The organism is Novosphingobium pentaromativorans US6-1 (assembly GCF_000767465.1).
In the GTDB taxonomy this organism is placed as follows: domain Bacteria; phylum Pseudomonadota; class Alphaproteobacteria; order Sphingomonadales; family Sphingomonadaceae; genus Novosphingobium; species Novosphingobium pentaromativorans.
In genome coordinates this window covers 2,576,331-2,594,115 of record NZ_CP009291.1, presented here as the reverse complement: position 1 = coordinate 2,594,115, position 17,785 = coordinate 2,576,331, and the positions used below count along the sequence as shown (strand labels likewise).

Annotated in this window: 15 protein-coding genes; 8 read left to right on the top strand and 7 right to left on the bottom strand. The window is 65.8% G+C overall.

Annotated features, from left to right (window positions below; all coding sequences use genetic code 11):
- Window positions 1-1,602 carry a carboxyl transferase domain-containing protein gene (locus tag JI59_RS12140; protein WP_038577534.1) on the bottom strand — a complete coding sequence of 534 codons (1,602 nt, stop codon included), beginning with the start codon at window positions 1,600-1,602 and terminating at the stop codon, window positions 1-3.
- 361 nt (window positions 1,603-1,963) lie between these two features.
- Between JI59_RS12140 and JI59_RS12135 the strand changes: the two genes are divergently transcribed.
- Window positions 1,964-3,418, top strand: coding sequence for an NAD-dependent succinate-semialdehyde dehydrogenase (locus JI59_RS12135; protein ID WP_007012440.1), 1,455 nt, complete (start codon window positions 1,964-1,966; stop codon window positions 3,416-3,418).
- Between the two features lie 25 nt (window positions 3,419-3,443).
- Here JI59_RS12135 and JI59_RS12130 read toward each other — a convergent pair whose 3' ends face one another.
- The 4 genes from JI59_RS12130 to JI59_RS12115 all read right to left on the bottom strand — a co-directional run bounded on the left by JI59_RS12130 (window position 3,444) and on the right by JI59_RS12115 (window position 7,932).
- Window positions 3,444-4,310, bottom strand: a complete 867-nt coding sequence (locus JI59_RS12130) for a DUF2182 domain-containing protein (RefSeq protein ID WP_007012441.1) — start codon at window positions 4,308-4,310, stop codon at window positions 3,444-3,446.
- Window positions 4,310-4,942 carry a DUF1326 domain-containing protein gene (locus JI59_RS12125; RefSeq protein ID WP_007012442.1) on the bottom strand — a complete coding sequence of 211 codons (633 nt, stop codon included), beginning with the start codon at window positions 4,940-4,942 and terminating at the stop codon, window positions 4,310-4,312. Before JI59_RS12125 ends, JI59_RS12130 begins: the two co-directional genes overlap by 1 nt.
- Before the next feature lie 409 nt (window positions 4,943-5,351).
- Window positions 5,352-5,888 carry an inorganic diphosphatase gene (gene ppa, locus JI59_RS12120; protein ID WP_007012444.1) on the bottom strand — a complete coding sequence of 179 codons (537 nt, stop codon included), beginning with the start codon at window positions 5,886-5,888 and terminating at the stop codon, window positions 5,352-5,354.
- A gap of 109 nt (window positions 5,889-5,997) precedes the next feature.
- On the bottom strand, window positions 5,998-7,932 hold the full coding sequence (locus JI59_RS12115) for a M61 family metallopeptidase (protein ID WP_007012446.1): 1,935 nt from the start codon (window positions 7,930-7,932) through the stop codon (window positions 5,998-6,000).
- Window positions 7,933-8,111: 179 nt separating this feature from the next.
- Between JI59_RS12115 and hisS the strand changes: the two genes are divergently transcribed.
- From hisS to JI59_RS12080, 7 genes are all read left to right on the top strand, one after another.
- Complete coding sequence (hisS, locus tag JI59_RS12110) at window positions 8,112-9,368, top strand: histidine--tRNA ligase (RefSeq protein WP_007012447.1); 1,257 nt, start codon at window positions 8,112-8,114, stop codon at window positions 9,366-9,368.
- Between the two features lie 45 nt (window positions 9,369-9,413).
- Window positions 9,414-10,484, top strand: a complete 1,071-nt coding sequence (prfA, locus tag JI59_RS12105; RefSeq protein WP_007012448.1) for a peptide chain release factor 1 — start codon at window positions 9,414-9,416, stop codon at window positions 10,482-10,484.
- Window positions 10,477-11,310, top strand: coding sequence for a peptide chain release factor N(5)-glutamine methyltransferase (gene prmC, locus JI59_RS12100; RefSeq protein WP_007012449.1), 834 nt, complete (start codon window positions 10,477-10,479; stop codon window positions 11,308-11,310). Before prfA ends, prmC begins: the two co-directional genes overlap by 8 nt.
- 241 nt (window positions 11,311-11,551) lie before the next feature.
- The gene (locus JI59_RS12095) at window positions 11,552-12,352 is read left to right on the top strand and encodes a DUF4167 domain-containing protein (protein WP_081473953.1); all 801 of its coding nucleotides are present in this window, start codon (window positions 11,552-11,554) and stop codon (window positions 12,350-12,352) included.
- Window positions 12,353-12,422: 70 nt separating this feature from the next.
- Entirely contained in the window at window positions 12,423-14,123 is a 1,701-nt protein-coding gene (lnt, locus tag JI59_RS12090) for an apolipoprotein N-acyltransferase (RefSeq protein ID WP_007012452.1), read from the top strand.
- A 43-nt stretch (window positions 14,124-14,166) separates the two neighbouring features.
- The gene (gene metK / locus JI59_RS12085) at window positions 14,167-15,384 is read left to right on the top strand and encodes a methionine adenosyltransferase (protein WP_013831828.1); all 1,218 of its coding nucleotides are present in this window, start codon (window positions 14,167-14,169) and stop codon (window positions 15,382-15,384) included.
- 167 nt (window positions 15,385-15,551) lie between these two features.
- Entirely contained in the window at window positions 15,552-16,415 is an 864-nt protein-coding gene (locus tag JI59_RS12080) for a sulfurtransferase (RefSeq protein ID WP_007012454.1), read from the top strand.
- An 18-nt stretch (window positions 16,416-16,433) separates the two neighbouring features.
- Here the strand turns inward: JI59_RS12080 and JI59_RS12075 are convergent, their stop codons facing one another.
- The gene (locus tag JI59_RS12075; RefSeq protein ID WP_007012455.1) at window positions 16,434-17,117 is read right to left on the bottom strand and encodes a glutathione S-transferase family protein; all 684 of its coding nucleotides are present in this window, start codon (window positions 17,115-17,117) and stop codon (window positions 16,434-16,436) included.
- Window positions 17,118-17,155: 38 nt separating this feature from the next.
- Entirely contained in the window at window positions 17,156-17,701 is a 546-nt protein-coding gene (locus JI59_RS12070) for a glutathione peroxidase (protein WP_007012456.1), read from the bottom strand.
- Window positions 17,702-17,785 lie beyond the last annotated feature (84 nt).

Here is a 17,785-nt window from a genome sequence, read left to right as displayed (position 1 = left end):
TTACATCCTGAACACGCCGAATTGCGGAGCTTCGGGCATTGGCGCCTCGAGCGCCGCGGCCAGGGCAAGGCCCAGCACGTCACGGGTCTGCGCCGGGTCTATCACGCCGTCGTCCCACAGCCGCGCGGTGGCGTAGTAGGGATTGCCCTCGTCCTCGTACTTCTGGCGGATCGGCGCCTTGAAGGCCTCGGCCTCGCGTTCGTCCCACTGGTCGGCATCGCGGTGGACGGTCGCGAGCACGCTTGCCGCCTGCTCTCCGCCCATCACCGAGATGCGCGCATTGGGCCAAGTGAACAGGAAGCGCGGAGCATAGGCCCTGCCGCACATTCCGTAGTTCCCCGCGCCGAAGGACCCGCCGATAAGCACAGTGATCTTGGGCACGCTGGCGGTTGCCACTGCCGTCACCAGCTTGGCGCCGTGCTTGGCGATGCCCTCTGCCTCGTACTTGCCGCCGACCATGAAGCCCGAGATGTTCTGGAGGAACAGCAGCGGGATCTTGCGCTGGCAGGCCAGCTCTATGAAGTGCGCGCCCTTCTGCGCGCTTTCGGAGAACAGCACGCCGTTGTTGGCAAGGATCGCCACCGGCATCCCGTGGATATGCGCGAAGCCGCAGACCAGCGTGCTGCCGTAGAGCGCCTTGAACTCGTGAAACTCGCTGCCGTCGACGACGCGGGCAATCACCTCGTGCACGTCATAGGGCGCGCGCACGTCCTCGGGGATCACCCCGTAGAGTTCTTCCGGATCGTACCTGGGCGGGCGCGGCTCCTGCAGGCGCAGATCGTGAAGGTGCTCAGGCCCGAGATGGCTGACGATGTCGCGCACGATCGTCAGCGCATGTTCGTCGTTGTCGGCCAGATGGTCGGTCACGCCCGACTTGCGCGAATGGAGATCGCCGCCGCCCAGGTCCTCGGCGGAGATGACTTCACCCGTCGCCGCCTTCACCAGCGGCGGGCCGGCCAGGAAGATGGTGCCCTGTTCCTTCACGATCACCGTCTCGTCAGACATCGCCGGGACGTAGGCGCCGCCTGCGGTGCATGATCCCATGACGCAGGCGATCTGGGCAATGCGCCTGGCGCTCATGTTGGCCTGGTTGAAGAAAATCCGGCCGAAGTGGTCCCTGTCCGGAAAGACCTCGGCCTGGTGCGGCAGGTTGGCGCCGCCGGAATCGACGAGATAGATGCACGGCAGGTTGTTCTCGAGCGCGATCTCCTGCGCCCGCAGGTGCTTCTTGACCGTCATCGGGTAGTAGGTCCCGCCTTTGACGGTCGCATCGTTGCACACGATCAGGCACTGGCGGCCTGAAACCCGGCCGATCGCGGTGATGAGGCCCGCGCCCGGGATGTCCTCTCCATACAGGCCGTTGGCCGCGAGCTGCCCGAGTTCAAGCAGCGGCGAACCCGGATCGAGCAGGCGCTCCACCCGCTCGCGCGGGAGCAGCTTGCCGCGGCTGACGTGACGCTGGCGCGATTTCTCGCTGCCGCCAAGCGCCGCCTGGGCGACCTTCTCACGCAGTTCGGCGGCCAAGACGCGGTTGTGCACGGCGCGGGCCCGGGCCTCAGGGCTTTCGAGATTGATGCTGGTCTGGAGGACAGGCGCACTCATGCCCGGATCGTCCTTGTCGCTGCTGGGAGCATAACCCTCTTCACCGGTTCGTTCTGATTTGCGGCATCTATGTACCAAGGGCGAAACCGGTGGGGAAATTGAAAGTTTCCGGGGTACTTTATAGATGCAGTCTATAATCAAGCGCTCTGCGCAAAACGCTCGACAATACTTTGACCCTCGCCTTTGCGGCGATCACGCGTGGTCGGAACGCCGCGCGCGGAGCGTGAGAGACAGGTTGCCGCGGCGGGCACCGCCACCCGGCAGCAGTGAGCGGTTGCAACGAGGTAAGCGCCACCCTATCGATCGTGAAAAGAAGCGCCCCCGCCTGTCGGGGCCGGCGGAAAACAGGGAACCTGAAATCATGGCCTACACCGACTTCCTCAAGCAGCAGTGCTACATCGACGGCAAGTGGTGCGACGCAGATTCAGGGGCCACCTTCGAAGTGACCGATCCCGGCAGTGGCAAAGTGCTGGGCACCGTGCCGAAGATGGGCAAGGACGAGACCGCGCGCGCCATCGATGCCGCGGAAGCCGCCCTGCCCGGTTGGCGCGCCAAGACCGCCGGTGAGCGCGCCAAGCTCATGCGCAAGCTCTACGAACTGATGATGGAGCATCAGGACGACCTGGGTGAACTGCTCAGCCGCGAACAGGGCAAGCCCTTCGCCGAAGGCAAGGGCGAAATCGCCTATGGCGCCAGCTTCATCGAATGGTTCGGCGAAGAGGGCAAGCGTGCCTATGGCGACGTCATCCCCAGCCATGCCGCGGATCGCCGCATCGTCGTGATTAAGCAGGGCGTCGGCGTCGTGGGCGCGATCACGCCCTGGAACTTTCCCAATGCGATGATCACCCGCAAGCTCGGCCCGGCGCTGGCGGCGGGCTGCACCATCGTCATCAAGCCGGCGTCGGCCACGCCCTACTCGGCGCTTGCCATTGCCGCGCTGTGCGAGATGGCGGGCATTCCGGCGGGCGTCGTCAACGTCGTCACCGGCAGCGCGGGCCAGATCGGTTCGGAACTGACCGGCAATCCCAAGGTCGCCAAGATCACCTTCACCGGATCGACCGAGATCGGCCGCGACCTGCTGCGCGAGAGCGCCGAGACGATCAAGAAGTGCTCGATGGAACTGGGCGGCAATGCGCCGTTCCTGGTCTTCGACGATGCCGATGTCGATGCCGCGATCGACGGCGCGATGATTTCCAAGTTCCGCAACGGCGGCCAGACCTGCGTGTGCACCAACCGCTTCTACGTGCAGGACGGCGTCTATGACGAGTTCGTCGACAAGCTGGCCAAGCGGGTTTCGGCGATGAAGGTCGGCTACGGCATGGACTCCGGCACGGAAATCGGCCCGCTGATCGACGAGAAGGCGGTCGAGAAGGTCGAGGAGCATCTCGAGGATGCCAAGGCCGGCGGCGCTACCGTTCTCGCGGGCGGACAGCGCAATGCGCTGGGCGGCAGCTTCTTCAACCCGACCGTGGTCGCAGGCGTGAAGCCCGACATGAAGATCGCGCGCGAAGAGACTTTCGGCCCGCTCGCAGGCGTCATCCGCTTCAAGGACGAGGCGGACGCCATCGCCATGGCCAACGACACCGAATTCGGCCTCGCCAGCTATTTCTATGCACGCGACCTCAGCCGCGTGTGGCGCGTCGCCGAAGCGCTGGAGGCGGGCATGGTCGGGATCAACACCGGCCTGATCTCCACTGAAGTCGCCCCCTTCGGAGGGGTCAAGCAATCGGGACTGGGCCGCGAGGGTTCGCACTACGGCCTCGATGACTTCATGGAAGTGAAGTACCTGTGCATGGGCATCCAGCCCAGCGCCTGACCCAAGGTCGAGATTACGCCTCAGGTCACGCGAGGACGATCCACGCGCCCCAGGCGATGCAGGCCAGCCCTCCGGCGATCGCGATTCCGCGGCCGCCGGGGAGCAGCTTTTCGGCAGCCACGACAAGCGTCAGGAACGCGATCCAGACGAGGTTCATAACCCCGCCGACGAACAGCAGCGCCATCAGCAGCCAGCAGCATCCGGCGCACCAGGCCCCGTGCAGCAGCCCCATGCGCAATGCGCCCGTCTGCCCGGGGCGATAGTGCCGGGCCAGGAACCGGGCGGGATTGCGGCAATGGCGCAGGCATGCCTCCTTCAACGGCGATAGCTGGTAGAGCCCGGCAAGGACGAGCACGGCGGCCGAAAACGGTCGGCTGACCGAGACCATGTCCATCCCGGCCATGATCCCGGCCCGTTCAAGCGCCATCTGCAGGACCGTTGCGGCGAGCGAGAACAGACCCCAGACAAGCAGGTAGCCGGCGAGAAAGGTGCCGGTCGCTGGCGGCGAACCGGTTGCCGAGGCGTTTCCGGCGCGGGCATGGAGCAGGATGGTGGGGGCCGCGGACGGCAGCATCATGGCCACCATCATCACCCACCACATCGCAAAGGTGAGCAGGAAGCGCGGCAGGGCCCAGGGCGCAGCGGCTGCGGCCATCCCCGGCATCGCCCCCATCGATGCGCCCGTGCGGTCGCCCATGGCATTGTCGATGCCCCGCATCATCTCCGGCGACGGGCTGCTGGCCGGCATCATCGCAGGGAACGACAGGCCCGGGACCATGCCCGAACCCGCCCCGGTCGCCAGCCATATCCACGCAAGGACCGTCAGAAGGAAAAGCATGGCGACGGTGACGGCGCGATGCCGTGCCAGCATGGCCTCAAGGGCGGTCGCCATCAGGCGCGCACGACCCCGTGGCTATCGAGATGCAGGTTCGCGAACTGGCCGTAGCTGTGCGAATGCTCCAGCTTCATCGGGGCAAAGGACCTGCTGGAACCCGAGCCGATTTCGGCGATCTCATATTCGAAGCCATCTGGCAGATTGATGCGGGCGCGCACTTCGGCGCCGTTGACCGGACTGCGGATCGGCTCGCCGTCCATTTCGACATGCCCTTCGATGCGCAGCCGCCCCGTGCGCCCGTCGACGTCGACATCGAACTCGATCGGCACGAATCCCGGCGGGTGCATCGTCTCGATCGTCGAGGCAAAGACGGCGAAGACGGTAGCGAAGGGATCGGTGTCGCCCCCGGTCATGATCGTCAGGAGGGCATTGCGCTGCGCATCTGTGGCCCGTTCGTCGACGAAGGCAGCGCATTCGCCGTGGCCTTCGTGGATGGGGCCGGGCCAGGAGAAGACCGCCGCGATGTTGAGCCCGGAAAGGTCGGTGTCGCCGTGGATGCCCTGATCTATCGCCATGGCGAAGACGGCCTGGCAGTTGCCCTTGTCCGGCAGGCCGCCGAACTGGCAGTTGCAGCCATACTCGCAATTGCAGTTGGCGAGTTCGCGTCCCTTGAGTTTCCAGTATGCCATTGCTTCATCTCCCGTAAGCAATGCAGACGCGCTGATCGGCGCGCTTGGGAAACCTCTTCTAGCACGATTTGCCCCGCTTCGGACGCTATTTGCAGTCCCGACCGAGGTAATCCGACAGAACCCGCCCCGAGGCCGGCATTTTCATGAAAATTCGGGGCGCAATCGCCATCGCCCGGCCCGCGAGCCCGGCATCCTGCTGCGACTCGGCCATCGGCATTTGGGACGATTTCTGGCCTGCGCCCGCCCGCCTGAACGGGGGCGGAAAGGCCACGCCGGGAAGCTACCGCGGCAGCTCAAAAGCAAAAAACCACGATTCCAGAATGACAAAGGGCCGACGATTTGCACCGTCGGCCCCCGTTCCACATGGGGGAGTGGAACTCGTGCTGTCCGCGCGACTCAGAAGAGCCGCTTAGCGCGTGGATTCCTTATAGCGCTCAATCGCCTCAACGACGATTTTCCGCGCTTCGTTGGCATCGCCCCAGGTCCCGACGCGTACCCACTTTTCCTTCTCGAGGTCCTTGTAGTGGGTAAAGAAGTGCTCAATCTGGCTGAACACGATCTCGGGAAGGTCGGTCTTTTCCTTCACGTCCGAGTAGTACGGGAAAGTCGAGTCCACCGGCACGCAGACCAGCTTCTCGTCGCCGCCATGTTCGTCCTCGAGATTGAGCACGGCGATCGGACGGGCGCGCACGACGCAGCCCGGAATGAAGGGCGAGCGCGCGACGACCAGCGCATCGAGCGGGTCGCCATCGGGCGACAGGGTGTGCGGCACGAAACCGTAGTTGGCCGGGTAACGCATCGGCGTATGCAGAATGCGATCGACGAACAGGGCGCCGGAGGCCTTGTCGAATTCGTACTTGACGGGTTCGCCGCCAGTCGGAACTTCGATGATGACGTTGAGGCTTTCCGGCGGATTGTCGCCGACGGGAATCATGTCGATGCGCATACTATTCCTTACTTGTGCAGACGTGAGTCCGCTGACCGCGGTACTATTGCGGTGCGCGGCTTAGCCTCGCCCCTGCTGCGTCGCAACAGGCTAATGGTCGTAGACTGATTTAGTTGCGACGGGCCGCAAGAAGGCGGTCCAGGCCGTTTTCCCTGCCGGGTATCGTCGATACCAGCCATGGCCAGCGCATGCCGTCATGATAATCGACGGGAACGGTCATGACCTTGTCGCCGCGCCGCACAACGATCTGCAAGGGCTCCTTGCGCGACTTGGCCGCGGTGATTGCCTTGGTCATCGCATCGGCGGAATAGACCGTGCCGTCGACCGCGATGATCTTCGCGCCGGACACGATCCCTGCGTTGAAGGCCGGACTGTCCCAGACAACGCCGCTGACGTCGCCGTCCTTGTCGACCGTCATGCCCAGCGAGTGCGAAAGGTAGAGGCTGCCGTACTTGTCGACGAGCGCCTTGTCGTAGGGGTTGGGCTCGTCCTTGAAGACGATCTGGTAGCCCGCTTTCTCGATCCCCGCGTAAGGTGCGCCGCGGCCCGGCTGGTAGATGCGGTCCTTGAGGAAGCGCGCCCAGTCGTACGGATAGATCTCGTTGAGCGTCGCCACCACGTCGTCGAAGCTGTAGCGCAGCGTCGGGGCCGTGCCATCGCGGTAGGAGAAGAACGCCTTGGCGAAGTCGTCCAGGCCCTTGCGCCCGTTGGTGCCCTCGCGAATCACCTGGTCGGCCTCAAGCCAGACCATCGCGCCTTCCCAGTAGTAATCCTCGGTGCGGGCCATCGAGGCATAGGGCTTGGGCTTGCGGGCGGCGAAGACCGGATCGAAAGTGGTATCTTCCACCGAACGCCAGCCGCGCCCGGGATTGGCGGCAAGCGCAGCAGCAGCGCGCGCGATCGCACCCAGCACGGTGTCCTTTTCCTGCACACCCGAACGCACGGCAAGCACCTGGCCCCAGAACTGGGTCTGGCCTTCGTAGACCCAGAGCAGGTTGTCCTGCATCGGCGTGCGGTAGTCCGGCGTCCACAGCTTGGCGGGGCGGCGATACTTGCCGTTCCAGCTGTGCGTGAACTCGTGCGGCAGGACATTGCGGTCCCAGTCCATGCCTTTCCAGTCGATGAAGGCACGCGGCTCGAGCTGGTTCTCGCTCGAGCGCAGGTGCTCAAGGCCGATCCCGCCGATCTTGCCGGAAAGCGCGACAAGGAATTCGTAGTGATCGAAGGCCGGCTTGCCGAACAGGTAGAGCGCCTGATCGGAAAGCGCGCGCAGCTTGGCGAGGTTCTCCGGGGCGAGTTCCAGCAGTTCGGGCGAATCCGCCACGGCATCGAGCGAGACATTGTTGCCCAGATCGAAGCGGCGATAATTGGCGCCGGCAAAGATCGGGGAATCGACGAGTTCCTCGTAATTGGTCTCGGCCCAGGCGTAGCGATCGCCGGCGTAAGTCTCGCCGTCGAGCGCGGTTGCCGGGGTCCAGCCCTTGGGGAAGGTCACGCTGGGGCGAACCTTGATCCGGCTGACGTAGTGCCCGGCCGGATAGAGGCTCATCTTCTCCCATTGCAGGTTGAGCATGTCGGGCGTCACCGTCACGCGGCCCTCGGAGGGCTGCAGCGGCGAGGTATGGATGAAGCGGGCCACGACCTTGCGCGCATTCGCGGGCAGCTCGACGTGGAAAGCATAGACCTCGATCGGGTCACGCTCCCATTTCACCGGCTTGCCGTCGACGGTGAAGCGCAAGTCGACCAGTTCCGCCAGCGGCCCGCGCGGCCCGTGGTTGCCGGGCAGCCACTGCGGAAAGAGCAGCGTCAGCCGCTCGGTCCCGGGCGCAACCGGAATCGTTTCGGTCACCTTGTAGGTCGCGCGAGTCACGTCGCTCGCATCGATGTCGAGCTGGATCGTTCCGCCCGGCCAGGGACTGTCGACCGCATCGGGCACCGTAGGGCTGGCCATCTCGATACGCGGCGGCTCGGCGCTGATGGCCGGGACCGAGGTGGAAAGGCAAAGGGCGGAGAGAAGCGTCGCAACCGCAGGAATATTTTTCATGGGCCCGGGTATTGGCAACCCGGCCGCGCGAGCGCAACCGCAAGCGTGCATGGACCCTGCAACCTTCCCGATTTGGACCGGATCGGTTACCACGACGGGGCCAATCGGTGTCATCCCGGCGCCATCGCGTCCAGCAGCGGTCTTCCCCCGCAGCGCCATTCCCGCTAAGCGCGCGCGTCATGAGCAGCACACCACAGGCCATTCCCAAAGCGATCAGGGGAACCCAGGACATTTTCGGCAGCGACGCCGAGGCTTTCGCGCATGTCGTCGAAACCTTCGAACGCGTACGCAAGCTCTACCGCTTCCGCCGCGTCGAAATGCCGGTCTTCGAGAAGACCGCCGTTTTCTCGCGTTCGCTGGGCGAGACGACCGACGTCGTTTCCAAGGAAATGTACTCCTTCGAGGATCGCGGCGGCGAATCGCTGACCCTGCGCCCCGAATTCACCGCAGGGATCGCCCGCGCCTACCTCACCAACGGCTGGAAGCAGTTCGCCCCGCTCAAGGTCGCGACCCACGGCCCGCTGTTCCGCTACGAGCGCCCGCAGAAGGGCCGCTACCGCCAGTTCCACCAGATCGACGCCGAAGTGATCGGCGCAGCCGAGCCGATGGTCGATGTCGAGCTTCTCGTGATGGCCGACCAGTTGCTCAAGGAACTGGGCATTGCCGAAGGCGTGACGCTTCAGCTCAACACCCTGGGCGATGCCGCCAGCCGCGAAGCCTGGCGCGCCGCGCTGATCGAGTACTTCCGCGACCACAAGGACTCGCTCAGCGAGGATTCGCAGGACCGTCTTGAACGCAACCCGCTGCGCATCCTCGATTCCAAGGATCCGCGCGACAAGCCCTTCACCGCCGATGCACCGAAGATCGACGATTTCCTCTCGACCGAGGCGCAGGACTTTTTCGGGCAGGTGACACAAGGGCTCGACGCGGCCTCGGTGGACTATGTGCGCGCGCCGGCCCTTGTGCGCGGTCTCGACTACTATCGCCACACTGCGTTCGAATTTGTGACAGACCGGCTCGGCGCCCAGGGCACCGTGCTCGGCGGCGGTCGCTACGACGGCCTGCTCGAGGCGCTGGGCGGACCGGCGACCCCGGCAGTCGGCTGGGCAGCGGGCATCGAGCGCCTCTCGATGCTGGTCGCCGATGCCGGCGCGCTTGGGGAATCCCCCCTTACGGTGATCCTCGCGGTCGAGGACGATACCGCCCTGCCCTATGCCCAGAAGGCCATCACCGCGCTGCGCCACCAGGGCATCGACGCCGAGATGATCGCCACCGGATCGCCCCGCAAGCGCTTCGACAAGGCGGTCAAGCTCGGCGCGAAAGTCCTCGTCTCGTTCGTGATGCGTGACGGCGTGCCCGTCGCCAACTTGCGCGCGGCCGATCCGACGGCGGAATACCTCGCGGTCGAGCAGGTCATCCAGTCGATCCGGCCGTGAGCAGGGGGATGACCGACCGGCGCGCGGCATGGGAGGTACGGCACGATGTCCGTCTCTGACGAGCGCCTCGCCCAGATCGCGCACCGTTTCGCCGAGCTCGAAGCCCGGCTGGCTTCCGGCACGCTGGAGGGGGAGGCCTTCGTGGCCGCCAGCCGCGACTACGCCGAACTCGAACCGGTAGCGCGCGTCTCCGCCGAAGTCGTCTCGATGCGCGAGGAACTGGCAAGCCTGCAGAAGCTCGACGATCCGGACCCGGAGATGCGGGCGCTGGCGGACGAGGAAATCGCGCGGATCAAGTCCGAACTGCCCGAGGCCGAGCGCAAGCTCGCCATTGCCATGTTGCCGCGCGATGCTGCCGACAGCCGCCCGGCCATGCTGGAAATCCGCGCCGGCACCGGCGGCGACGAGGCCGCGCTGTTCGCTGCCGACCTCTATCGCATGTACGAGCGCTTCGCGGCCGAACAGGGCTGGAAGGTCGAGATGATCTCCGCCAATGCCAGCGACATCGGCGGCTTCAAGGAAGTGGTCGCCAACGTCTCGGGCACCGGCGTCTTCGCGAAGCTCAAGTTCGAAAGCGGCGTCCACCGGGTCCAGCGCGTGCCGGTGACCGAGAGCGGCGGGCGCATCCACACTTCGGCCGCGACCGTTGCAGTCCTGCCCGAACCCAGCGAGGTCGACGTCCAGATCGAGGACAAGGACCTCAAGATCGACATCTACCGTGCAAGCGGCGCGGGCGGTCAGCACGTCAACACCACCGATTCCGCGGTGCGCATCACGCACCTGCCCTCCGGTCTCGTGGTGATCTGCCAGGACGAGCGCAGCCAGCACAAGAACAAGGCCAAGGCGATGCAGGTCCTGCGTGCGCGGCTCTATGAAAAGATGCGTGACGAAGCGCAGGGCGCCGAGGCCGAAGCGCGCAAGGCGATGGTCGGATCGGGCGACCGCTCCGAACGCATCCGCACCTACAACTTCCCGCAGGGCCGCGTGACCGACCACCGCATCAACCTGACCCTGCACCGGCTGCCCGAGATCCTCGAAGGCCCGGGCCTGGGCGAACTCGTCGACGCGCTGATCGCCGAGGACGAGGCCAAGCGCCTTGCCGCCATGGATGCCTGAAGACACCGTCGCCGCGGCGATCCGCGAGGCTGCCCTGAAACTGGGCGCGAGCAGCGACACGGCCCGGCTCGACGCCGAAGTGCTGATGGCCCACGCCCTTGGCGCCACCCGGTCCGAAGTGCTGCTGCGCCACATGGGTGCGCCGGTGCCTGAAAGCTACGAAGCGATGGTTGCGCGTCGCATGGCGCAGGAACCGGTCGCCTACATCACCGGGCAGCAGGAATTCTTCGGCCTGCCCTTCGCGGTATCCAGCGACGTCCTGATCCCGCGCGGCGATAGCGAGGTCCTCGTCGAGACCGCGATCGCCGAGCGGCCGCAGGCACGCAGGATCCTCGATTGCGGCACCGGATCGGGCGCACTGCTGCTGGCCGTGCTCTCGCAGCTTCCCGGCGCGCGCGGCGTCGGCATCGACTGTTCCTCTTCGGCCCTTGCCGTGGCCCGGGCCAATGCCGAGGCACTGGGCCTTGCCGGACGCGCCGCACTGGCCCTGGCCGACTGGCATGTCCCGGGCTGGGCCGAGGCACTGGGCGGGCCTTTCGACCTGATCCTGGCCAATCCGCCCTATGTCGAGGACGATGCCCCGCTCGACCTTTCCGTCCGCGCATTCGAACCGGCCGGCGCGCTGTTTTCCGGGCCTGAAGGGCTCGACGACTACCGCGTGCTCATTCCCCAGCTGCGTGACCTGCTCGCACCCTCCGGGATGGCGCTGGTCGAGATCGGCCATGCCCAGGCCGATGCCGTCAGCGCAATTGGCCGCGCCGCCGGGCTTTCGGTACGGCTCCATCGCGACCTGGCTGATCGGCCACGAGTCCTGGGATTTTGGTGAATAACTCAAGATTTCGCTTGGAATCCGGCGCTGGAGTGCCTAAGCCTAATAACGAACCCGGACATGGATGAAACTTCCCATGCACGGTTCACCTCCACAATTTGCAATCGGTGCAGCTTACGGCGCCTCGACTGAGCAGATTTGGAAATCACGGCAATCACAGCGAACCGTGAACTTGCGACGTGCGGCTGAACCGCCAGGCATTCTGGACGGCAGCCAGGGGTTTTGAGGAACGTAATCCTTGAATAACAATCGTGGTAATAACCGCAGGCGTGGCCGCGGCAATAACCGTCAGCAGGGCGGACAGCAGATGAACCGGATCGACAGCAGGGCGCGGGGCAATGCACCGCAGCTGCTGGAGAAGTATCGGAAGCTGGCCCATGACGCGCACCTCAATGGGGACCGTGTCCAGGAGGAATACTACCTCCAGTTTGCTGACCACTACTTCCGTGTCATTGCCGACCAGAAGCAGCGACAGGAAGAATCGCGCCAGCCGCGCCGCGACGATCGTTCGCAGGATTACGGCGACGACGCCGGTTCCGAGGACGAGAACGAGGGCGAAGCCCCGCGCTATCACCAGCAGGATCGCGGCCAGCGCTACCAGCGCGGCAACGAGGCTCCTGCCGAGCCGGTCGAAGCAAAGGAAGAGGCCGAAGGCAACGACGGCTCGATCTACGAACCGCCGCAGAATCCCTTCGTGCGCGACAATCGCGGCGCCCGTGGCGGACTGAAGCAGCGCAAGTCGCGCCGCGGCAATGACGCGGGCGACGGCAACGAAGAATCCGAAGCCAGCGAAGGCGCCGAAGCACAGCAGGGCCAGGCCGAGGACGCGCAGAATGCCTCCGACGGTTTCGATCCGGCAACCCTGCCGCCGCCGATCGCGGCCAAGGCGGAAGAAAAGCCCAAGCGCCGTACCCGCGCCAAGGCCAAGCCCGAAGCGAGCGCGGAGGGCGAGGAAAAGCCCAAGCGCCGCCGGACCCGCAAGACCAGCGCTTCGAACGAAGACGGCAGCAGCGGCAGCGCGCTGGAAACCGTAGACTGATACGACAACCAATCCGGCCGCGCGCAACTTCGCTTGCGTCGCGGCCGGGCTGGCTTACATACCGGCGCCGATGAATTTCCCTCGGCACGCTCCGGCCTCCCGCAATCCCCTGTCGATCCTCGACCGCTTCCCGCGCCTTGCCGCGGGCCTGCTTGCGATCCTCGCGGGCGCAGTGGCCGCCTGCGGTTTCCAGCCTCTCTCGCTCTGGCCGCTGACCCTTGCGGGGGTCGCCATTCTCGCCGAGCTCGTCGTGCGGGCCGGCAGCGGACGCAGCGCCTTCCTGCTTGGCTGGTGCTTCGGCATTGGCCACTTCACCCTCGGCAACAACTGGATCGCGACCGCCTTCACCTACCAGGCGGAAATGCCCGCATGGCTGGGCGGCATCGCCGTGTTCCTGCTCTCGCTCTACCTCGCGATCTATCCCGCCCTTGCCGCGCTGTGCGCATGGCTGGCGCTCAAGGCTGGGCGCAAGGTCAAGGGAAATGGCTTGGAAAAGGTCACCTCAGCGGCAGGCCCCGCAGCCTTCCTGATCGTCCTTTTCGCGCTCCCGGCCGCCTGGATCGTGACCGAGTGGCTGCGCGCATGGGTCTTCACCGGGTTCTCGTGGAATCCGCTGGGGGTCGCGCTGCTCGGCCAGTTCGACACGCGCGGGCTGGCATTGCTGGCCCCCTGGATCGGGACCTACGGCCTGTCCGGCGTACTGGTCCTGCTGGCCTGCCTGCCCGGCTACCTTGCCCGTCTGGGCTCTGCTCGCAGCGGCCATGGCCGCTGGGCCTGCGCGCTTGCCCTCCTCGCGCTCGCCGCACCGCTCGTACTGGTGATGACCGGGCCCGACCGCTGGGCCAAGCGCGAAGAAGGCGAGATCCGCTACACACTCGTCCAGCCCGACCTGCGGCAGGAAGTCATCGACGATCCGCGCGAATACGAAGCGAATTTCATCAAGCTCGCCATGCTGTCTCTGCAGCGCCGACCGGGCGAGAAGCGCGTGGTGTTCTGGCCGGAATCGGGGCTGGGCGACTACTTGCGCGACGGGTACCCGGATTACCTCTACCGCATGTACACTTATGCCGGGGATCCGCTGCTGGCCCGCCAGCGCATCGGCCGCATGATCGGCCCGTACAGCGTGCTGCTGACCGGCGCGGTCGATCTGGTGATGAGGGACGGCGAGAGCGTGGGCGCGCGCAACACCGTCACCGCCTTCGATGGCGAAGGGCACATCCTTGCCAGCTATTCCAAGGCGCACCTCGTGCCCTACGGCGAATATCTCGCCATGCGCTGGCTGCTGGAACCGCTGGGCGCCCGCCGTCTGGTGGCCGGATCGCTGGACTTCTGGCCCGGCCCGGGGCCACGCACGTACGATCTCGGCAGCTATGGCGAGGCCGGCATCCAGATCTGCTACGAAATCATCTTCAGCGGCCAGGTCGTCGATCCCCGCAATCGCCCGGACTACATCTTCAATCCCTCGAACGACGGATGGTTCGGCACCTGGGGCCCGCCGCAGCACTTGGCACAGGCCCGTCTGCGGGCGATCGAGGAAGGGCTGCCGGTCCTGCGTTCGACCACCACCGGCATCAGCGCCGTCGTCGATGCCGACGGGATCGTGCGCAAGTTCGTCCCCTGGCGCCGCGCCGGACGCCTCGACGGCCGCATCCCGCCGCCGCATGAACCCACGCTTTTCGCCCGCTACGGCAATGCCCTCCCGCTCGCCTTCAGCGCATTCCTTGCCCTTCTGGCGCTTTCCGTGGTTGCACTCGGCCGCCGCGGGAGGTAAACGGCAACAGACATAAAGCAATCTTTATATCCCGGTGCCCAACATGCGCAGTGACTACGTCTTCACCTCCGAGAGCGTCTCGGAAGGCCATCCCGACAAGGTTTCGGACCAGATTTCCGATGCCATCGTCGATCTCTTCCTCTCGCGCGACCCCGAAGCGCGCGTCGCGTGCGAGACCCTCACTACCACCCAGCGCGTCGTGCTGGCGGGAGAAGTGCGCGGCAAGGGCATGATCGACCGGAACGGTCACTGGGAAGAAGGCGCGCAGGAGGAAATCCAGCGCGTCGTTCGCGAAACCGTGCACCGCATCGGCTACGCTCAGGACGGCTTCCACTGGAAGGACCTGACCTTCGAAAACCACCTGCACCCGCAGAGCGCCGACATCGCGCAGGGCGTCGATTCGGCCGGCAACAAGGACGAAGGCGCGGGCGACCAGGGCATCATGTTCGGCTTCGCCTGTGACGAAACGCCGGACCTGATGCCGGCGACGCTCGACTACAGCCACAAGATCCTCCAGCGCCTCGCGACCGACCGCAAGTCGGGCGAAGCGGCTTTCCTCGAACCCGACGCCAAGAGCCAGGTCACCCTGCGCTTCCATAACGGCGTGCCGGTCGCCGCAACTGCCGTGGTCGTCTCGACCCAGCACAAGCCGGGCTACCACGAGGGCGAGAAGGAAGCGCAGCTCAAGGACTACGTGAAGCGCGTCGTCACCGAGATCCTGCCCGAAGGCTTCGTGACCGGCGAGACGGTGTTCCACATCAACCCGACCGGCAAGTTCGAGATCGGCGGCCCCGACGGCGATGCCGGCCTCACCGGCCGCAAGATCATCGTCGACACTTACGGCGGCGCAGCCCCGCACGGCGGCGGTGCATTCTCGGGCAAGGACCCGACCAAGGTCGACCGTTCTGCAGCCTACGTCACCCGCTACCTTGCCAAGAACGTCGTCGCGGCGGGCCTTGCCAAGCGCTGCACGATCCAGGTGTCCTACGCGATCGGCATTTCCGAGCCGCTTTCGCTCTACGTGAACCTGCATGATACCGGCACGGTCAGCGAGGAAGCGCTGGAAGCCGCGATCACCAAGGTCGCCAAGGAGCGCCTGGGCGGCCTCACCCCGCGCGGGATCCGCGTCGGGCTTGGCCTCAACAAGCCGATCTACGCCTGCACGGCGGCCTACGGCCACTTCGGCCGTCAGCCCAGCGGCGACCTGTTCCCCTGGGAACGCACCGACCTGGTGGACGACCTCAAGGCCGCGCTGGCCTGATCCGGTCCGGGGGCGAGGGGTTCATGACCCCTCGCCTACCCGCACCCGCGCCATCGAGCGGATCGAGCACCTGCCGGGCTGATTGGCCCGATCTACCGACATGCGTCGACATTGCGCCTGCCGGTCCCTACTGCGGTGCAGGCAGGGAACCGGACGTGCGAGGCACCATGAACGACAAGACGCCCTTCGAAACACTGATTTCGGTCGCGGAGCTGCAGGCCCTGCTGGAATGCGGCACGTCGGTCCTTCTTCTCGACTGCGAGTTCGACCTGGCCTCGCCGGAAAAGGGCCGCACGGTCTATGCGCAGGGGCACCTGCCGGGTGCCCGATATGCCCACCTGGACAACGACCTAGCCAGCGTACCCGACGGATCGAACGGCCGCCACCCCTTGCCCGACCGAGATACCTTTGCCGCCTGGCTGCGCAGCCTCGGCCTGCGCAAGGGCCAGCAGGTCGTCGCCTACGATTCGAACGGCGGAGCGTGGGCGGCGCGGGCCTGGTGGCTGCTGCGCTGGATGGGACACCGCGCGGTCGCGGTGCTCGACGGTGGCAAGCCGGCCTGGGTTGTCGCCGGACATCGCCTCACCAGCGAAGTGCCCGGGGCGGGCGTCGAAGGCGATTTCACTCCGGGCCAACCGCTGGTGGGCGGGATCGTCAGCGCGCAGGACGTGCTTGCGGGCATCGACGGCGGCGCGGCGCAAGTGCTCGATGCCCGCGATCCTTCGCGCTTTCGGGGCAATCCCAACCCGCTCGATCCGGTCGCCGGGCACATTCCGGGGGCACGCAACCGCTTCTTTCGCGACAACCTCGACGGCGACGGGCGCTTCCGCTCGGCCGAGGAACTGGCCGCAACCTTCTCGGCGCTGCTCGAGGGCAAACCTGCCGTGCTCAGCTGCGGATCGGGCGTGACCGCCTGCCACAATGCGCTCGCCTTGGAAATCGCAGGCTTGCCCGGCGCGCGGCTCTATCCCGGATCGTGGAGCGAGTGGATCAGCCATCCCTCCCGTCCGGTCGAAACCGGAGAGGCCTGAGCGGCCCCTGCGGCCGATTCAGCTCTTGCGGTAGTCCGCGACGATCTCGCCGCATTCGGCGAGTTCCGCTTCGTGCGCTTCCTCGCGCCAGGTCTCGGTCAGCGCTTCGGCTTCCCATTGCCGCATGGCCGGATGGTCGAGCACACGATCGACCCATTCCTGCCCGCCGCCCACATCCAGACCATAGGTACGGATGCGGAAGGCTACCGGCGCATAGAAAGCATCGGCCGCAGTGAATTCGGGTCCGGCGAGCCACGGGCCGCCGAAACGCGCCAGCCCTTCCTCGAACATCTCGCGCAGGCGGGCCACGTCCCGGCTGAGCGCTTGCGACATCGGGCGCAGGCGAACGCGCACGCCCACGTTCATCGTGCAGTCGTTGCGCAGGGCCGCGAAGCCGCCGTGCATTTCGGCAACGATGCTCTGTGCGAAGGCGCGCGCAGCCTCGTCCTGCGGCCACACGCCGGGGTGACAGTCGGCAAGGTAGAGCGCGATCCCCAGCGAATCCCAGACGATGCGCTCACCATCGATCAGCGCCGGCACCTGTCCTGTGGGGGAGAAGCTGCGGAATTCCTCGAAGTTCACCGGCTTGGTGAACGGCTCGACGCGGTCCTCGAAAGCGATGCCGAGGGCTTTCATCAGCGCCCAAGGCCGCAGCGACCAGCTGGAATAATTGCGGTTGGCGGTGATCAGGACATAGCTCATGCCCCGACCGCTAGGCCGGGGCATGAGCACTTGGCAAGCTACTTCGCGAGTTCGGATTCGATGGCGCCGACAAGCTCGGGCGCGCCAGGCTCAACGCCCGGAGCAAAGCGGCCGGCGACGCTCCCGTCGCGGGCGATCAGGAACTTTTCGAAGTTCCACAGCACTTCCGGATCCTGCGTCGGCGTCATGCCGAAACCCTTAAGCTTTTCGCGGAATTCCTCGGCGGGACCAACCTTTTCAGGCTGCGCCTCGATCAGCGCGGCATAAAGCGGCTGCTTGCCCTCGCCGGTGACGTCGGCCTTGGCGAAAAGCGGGAAGGAGACGCCGTAGTTGAGCGAGCAGAATTCCATGATCTCCTCATGGCTGCCCGGCTCCTGCGCACCGAAATCGTTGGCCGGGAAGCCGAGGACTTCGAAACCCTTGTCCTTGTATGCGTTGTAGAGCTTTTCCAGCCCCTCGTACTGCGGGGTCAGGCCGCACTTGGAAGCGACATTGACCACGAGCAGGACCTTGCCTTCGTGGTTGGCAAGGCTGTCGCCGGCACCGTCGATGCGCGTCAGCGGAATGGCAGCAAGATCGGTCATCTCCGAATTCTCCCGTGTGGCTTGGTTTGCGATGGGAGATATGCGGCCCCGGCATGACCGCTGCAAGTCATGCCGGGGCAAATG